The organism is Achromobacter sp. (assembly GCF_057314935.1).
The window spans coordinates 1-4,269 of sequence record NZ_DBHKZA010000171.1 but is presented as its reverse complement, the minus strand read 5'-3'; the positions used below and the strand labels follow the sequence as shown (position 1 = coordinate 4,269).

The 4,269-nt window shown below is 70.2% G+C and carries 4 protein-coding genes; 3 read left to right on the top strand and 1 reads right to left on the bottom strand.

Annotation, left to right across the window (positions count from 1 at the left end; genetic code table 11):
• A partial coding sequence (gene bioA, locus ACO6D5_RS29690) for an adenosylmethionine--8-amino-7-oxononanoate transaminase (protein ID WP_485827382.1) occupies positions 1 to 932 on the bottom strand: 932 nt, incomplete at its 3' end.
• A gap of 147 nt (positions 933 to 1,079) precedes the next feature.
• On the opposite strand from bioA, the gene ACO6D5_RS29685 reads away from it, so the two are divergent.
• The 3 genes from ACO6D5_RS29685 to bioD form a co-directional block, all read left to right on the top strand.
• Positions 1,080 to 2,267, top strand: a complete 1,188-nt coding sequence (locus ACO6D5_RS29685; RefSeq protein WP_485827381.1) for an aminotransferase class I/II-fold pyridoxal phosphate-dependent enzyme — start codon at positions 1,080 to 1,082, stop codon at positions 2,265 to 2,267.
• Positions 2,264 to 2,941: an alpha/beta fold hydrolase gene (locus ACO6D5_RS29680; protein ID WP_485827380.1), complete on the top strand. Its 678-nt coding sequence runs from the start codon at positions 2,264 to 2,266 to the stop codon at positions 2,939 to 2,941. Before ACO6D5_RS29685 ends, ACO6D5_RS29680 begins: the two co-directional genes overlap by 4 nt.
• Positions 2,942 to 2,965: 24 nt before the next feature.
• Positions 2,966 to 4,269 (top strand): dethiobiotin synthase (bioD, locus tag ACO6D5_RS29675; RefSeq protein ID WP_485827379.1); only part of this gene is annotated, 1,304 nt, incomplete at its 3' end.

The window sequence follows — 4,269 nt, the reverse complement described above, 5'->3', positions numbered from 1 at the left end:
AGCGCGTTGCCCATGAAGGTGGGGCCGTGCATCAGCGCGTGCGCCGGGTCATCGGACCAGAACGCCTCGAACACCCGGTTGCTGGCCACCGTGGCGGCCAGGGGCAGCGTGCCGCCCGTCAGCGCTTTGGACAAGGTGATGATGTCGGGCCGGATACCGGCCTGCTCGAATGCGAACATCGTGCCCGTGCGCCCGAACCCGGTGAAGATCTCGTCAAAGATCAGCAAGAGCCCGTGGCGGTCCGCCAGCCGGCGCAGACGGCGCAGCACTTCCGGATCATGCAGCAGCATGCCGCCCGCCCCCTGCACCAGGGGTTCGACGAGGATGCCGGCCAGTTGCGGGCCGCGCGTCTCCAGGAATTGGTCCAGCGCCGCCATCGAGGCCTCGTCGCGCGGCAGGTCGACGATGTCATGCTCGGCCAGCATGCCGCGGAACAGGCTGTGCATGCCCTCGTCCGGGTCGCACACGGCCATGGTGCCGAACGTGTCGCCGTGATAGCCGCCGCGAAACGCCAGGAAGCGGCTGCGGCCACGTTCGCCCTGGTTCAACCAGAACTGCACGGCCATCTTCATGGCGACTTCCACCGCCACCGAGCCCGAATCGGTATAGAAGACCCGGTCCAGCCCCGGGCCCAGCAATCCGGCCAGCCGGCGCGCCAGGTTCAGGGCGGGTTCGTGGGTCAGCCCGCCGAACATCACGTGCGGCATGGCCTCCAGCTGCCCGCGCACCGCCTGGGCGATGTGCGGGTGGTTGTAGCCATGGCAAGCCGTCCACCAGGACGCCACGCCGTCGATCAGGCTGCGCCCGTCGGCCAGTTCCAGCCGGCTGCCGTGGCTGCGCACGACCGGCAGCGGCGGCGTGGCCGTCTTCATTTGGGCATAGGGAAGCCAGATATGAGGCTGGCCCTGGGCCACCCAGTCGGGCGTGTGCATGATTGAACTCCGCAAAAACCGGCGGCGGCCCGGCTATTCCGGGAAGGTTTGTCCCCGAAAAGCGCCGCGCGCGCCTCCACTACAATGGCCCGCATTCTACGGCCTGGCGCGGGCGACCCCTGCGCCCGGCCGCTGCCGGAACGATTGATGTCAAAGCTGGATTCCCTGTTTTCCTCCGAGTTGGCCCTGGCCGACACCCGCCGCGTGCGCCGCCGCCTGCGCACCGCCACGGCGGCGCCGCCCGGCCGGATCGTGCTGAACGGCGCGCCTGTGCTGAATTTTTCCAGCAACGACTACCTGGGCCTGTCCAGGCACCCGCTCTTGATCGAGCGTGCCCGGGAATGGGCGGCCCGCCACGGGGCGGGCGCCCAGGCGTCACGCCTGGTCTGCGGCAACCTGGACCTGCACGAGCAGGTGGAAGCCAAGCTGGCGCGCCTGAAAGGCACCGAGGCCGCGCTCGTGCTGGCCTCCGGCTGGCAGGCCAATGCCGCCGTGCTGCCCGCCCTGCTGCGCGCCGCCGCCACCCGGGGCGAGGTCGAGCTGTATGCCGACAAGTTGAACCACGCCAGCCTGCACCATGGTTGCCAGGCGGCCGGCGTGAAGCAGATCCGTTTCCGGCACAACGACCTGGACCACCTGGAGCGTCTGCTTGCAGCCCGGGCCGCAGAGGGGTCGGACAAGCCCGTCTCCCGATTCATCATTACGGAAAGCGTGTTCAGCATGGATGGCGACCGGACCGACGTCGTCCGGCTGGCCGAACTGGCCGATCGCCATCAGGCCTTCGTCTACCTGGACGAAGCCCACGCAACGGGCGTGCTCGGCCCCAACGGCATGGGGCTGGCCGGCTTGGCGCCGGGCCGCATCGACTTGGCGATGGGTACCTTCAGCAAGGCGCTGGGCGGCTTCGGCGCCTACGTGGCGGGATCCCGCGCGCTGTGCGACTACCTGATCAACACGTGCTCGGGATTCATCTACACCACGGCGCTGCCGCCCTCGGTGCTGGGCGCGATGGACGCCGCCCTGGACCTCGTGCCCACACTGGACGCCGAACGCGCCCGGCTGGCGGCGGCCGGCGACCATCTGCGCGCCGCGCTTCAGGGTTTGGGGCTGGACACCGGCGCTTCCTCCACCCAGATCGTGCCTGCCATGGTGGGCGACGAAGGCCGCGCGCTGGCGATGGCCGCCAACCTGGAGCAGCGGGGCCTGCTGGCCGTGGCGATCCGCCCGCCCACCGTGCCCGCCGGCACCAGCCGGCTGCGCGTGACGCTCAGCGCCGCCCACCGCGACGCCGACGTGGCGCAACTGATCGCCGGCTTTGCGGCGGTGCTGGCATGACGGACTCCCGCCCCCTGCCCGTCCGCCCCACGCTGCTGTTCGTCCATGGCTGGGCCTTCGACGCCTCGGTCTGGGCGCCGCTGCGCGCCGAACTGCGCGATTGGCCGCAAGCGGCGGCCGATGCCGGTTACTTCGGGCCGGCGCACCTCCCGACAATCGACGGCCCGGTCATCGCCATCGGCCATTCGATGGGCGTGCTGCGGCTGCTGCGTGGCTTGCCAGCGGATTGCCGCGGACTGGTCTCGATCAACGGCTTCCCGCGCTTTGGCGCCGCGCCGGACTTCGACGCCGGCGTACCGCGCCGCATGCTGGACCGCATGGTCAAGCGCCTGTCGGCAGATCCGACCGCGGTACTGCAAGACTTCCGCCAGCGCTGCGGCGACGCCTCTGCCTTTGGCGAACCGCGGCTGGAAACGCTGGGGCAAGACCTGGAAGCGCTGCGCGACGAAGACCAGCGCGGCGCGCTGGCGGCCCTGCCCGTTCCGCTGCTGATCCTGGCGGGCCAGGCGGACCCGATCGTGTCGGCGGCGATGACGCACGCCGCGTTTGGCGGCCGGGCGGAAGACGAACGGCACGACCGGGAACAGGGCGGCCATCTGTTGCCGGTGACGGACGCGTCATGGTGCGCGCGCCATATCGCCGCGTTCATCACCCGATCGACTCAGGCGGCCTGATTGCCTGGCCTGACTGCACGCACCATGACGCAAGCCCCACGCAAGCCGCAAGTCGCCGCCCGTTTCGGCGCGGCCGCCCACCGCTACGAAGACCATGCGCCCGTCCAGCGCATCACGGCCGAACGCCTGGCCGGCGATATCGCCCGGCTGCTCCTGCCCCCACGCCCCCGCATCCTGGAGATCGGCTGCGGCACCGGCTTGCTGACCCAGGCGCTGGCCCGCCGGCTGGGGCCGGCCGACTGGACGGTCACCGACATCTCGCCGGCGATGCTCGCCGCCTCGCAGCGGGGCCCAGCGCTGCCGGGCACGGCAAGGTTCCAGGTGCTGGACGGCGAATACCCCCATGGTCTTGCAGGCCCCTACGACCTGATCTGCTCCAGCCTGGCCGTCCAATGGTTCACGGACCTGAACGCCGGCCTGGGCCGGCTGGCCGCGCTATTGGCGCCGGGCGGACATCTGGCCGTCGCGACGCTGGCCGACGGCACCTTCGGCGAATGGCGGGCCGCCCATCACGCCACGGGCCTCGTGGCAGCCACGCCACACTACCCTGCCCGCGCCGCCATCCGTCCGGCCATGGGCAATTTGGCCGGTAGCGTCCACAGCGAACGGCTGATACATAATCATCCTGACGGCCTGGCTTTCCTGAAAGGCCTGAAAGGCATCGGCGCCACCACGCCCGCGCCCGGGCGGCCGCCGCTCAGCGCGGCGGCACTGCGCCGCGTGCTGGCGGCATTTGACGAACAAGGAGCCACGGTGACGTATCACCTGGCCTACGGTATGTGGAAAAAAACGACTCAACGCCCCGCCGGGGTTTTCGTGACCGGCACGGACACCGGCATCGGCAAGACATTGGTGTCCGCCATCCTGGCGCGCGCCTGGAATGCCGACTACTGGAAGCCGGTGCAAACCGGCGTGTCCGAAGAACCCGGCGACACCGACACCGTGGCGCAGCTGGCCCAGTTGCCGCCCGAACGCCTGCATTTGCCGGCCTATGTGCTGCAAGCGCCACTGTCGCCCTGGGCCGCCGCCACGCTGGAAGACACCGTGGTCGACGCGACCACCATCGTGCCGCCGACGACCGACGCCCCCTTGATCGTGGAAGGCGCGGGCGGCCTGTACGTGCCCATTGACGACACGCACATGATGATCGACCTGATCGCCCGTCTGGACATGCCGGTGGTGCTGGCCGCGCGCAGCGGCCTGGGCACCATCAACCACACGTTGCTGAGCCTGGAAGCGCTCAAGCGCCGCGGCATCCCCGTGCTGGGCGTCGTCATGAGCGGCCCGCTGTCGGCGGGCAACAAGGAAGCCATTGAACGCTTCGGCGA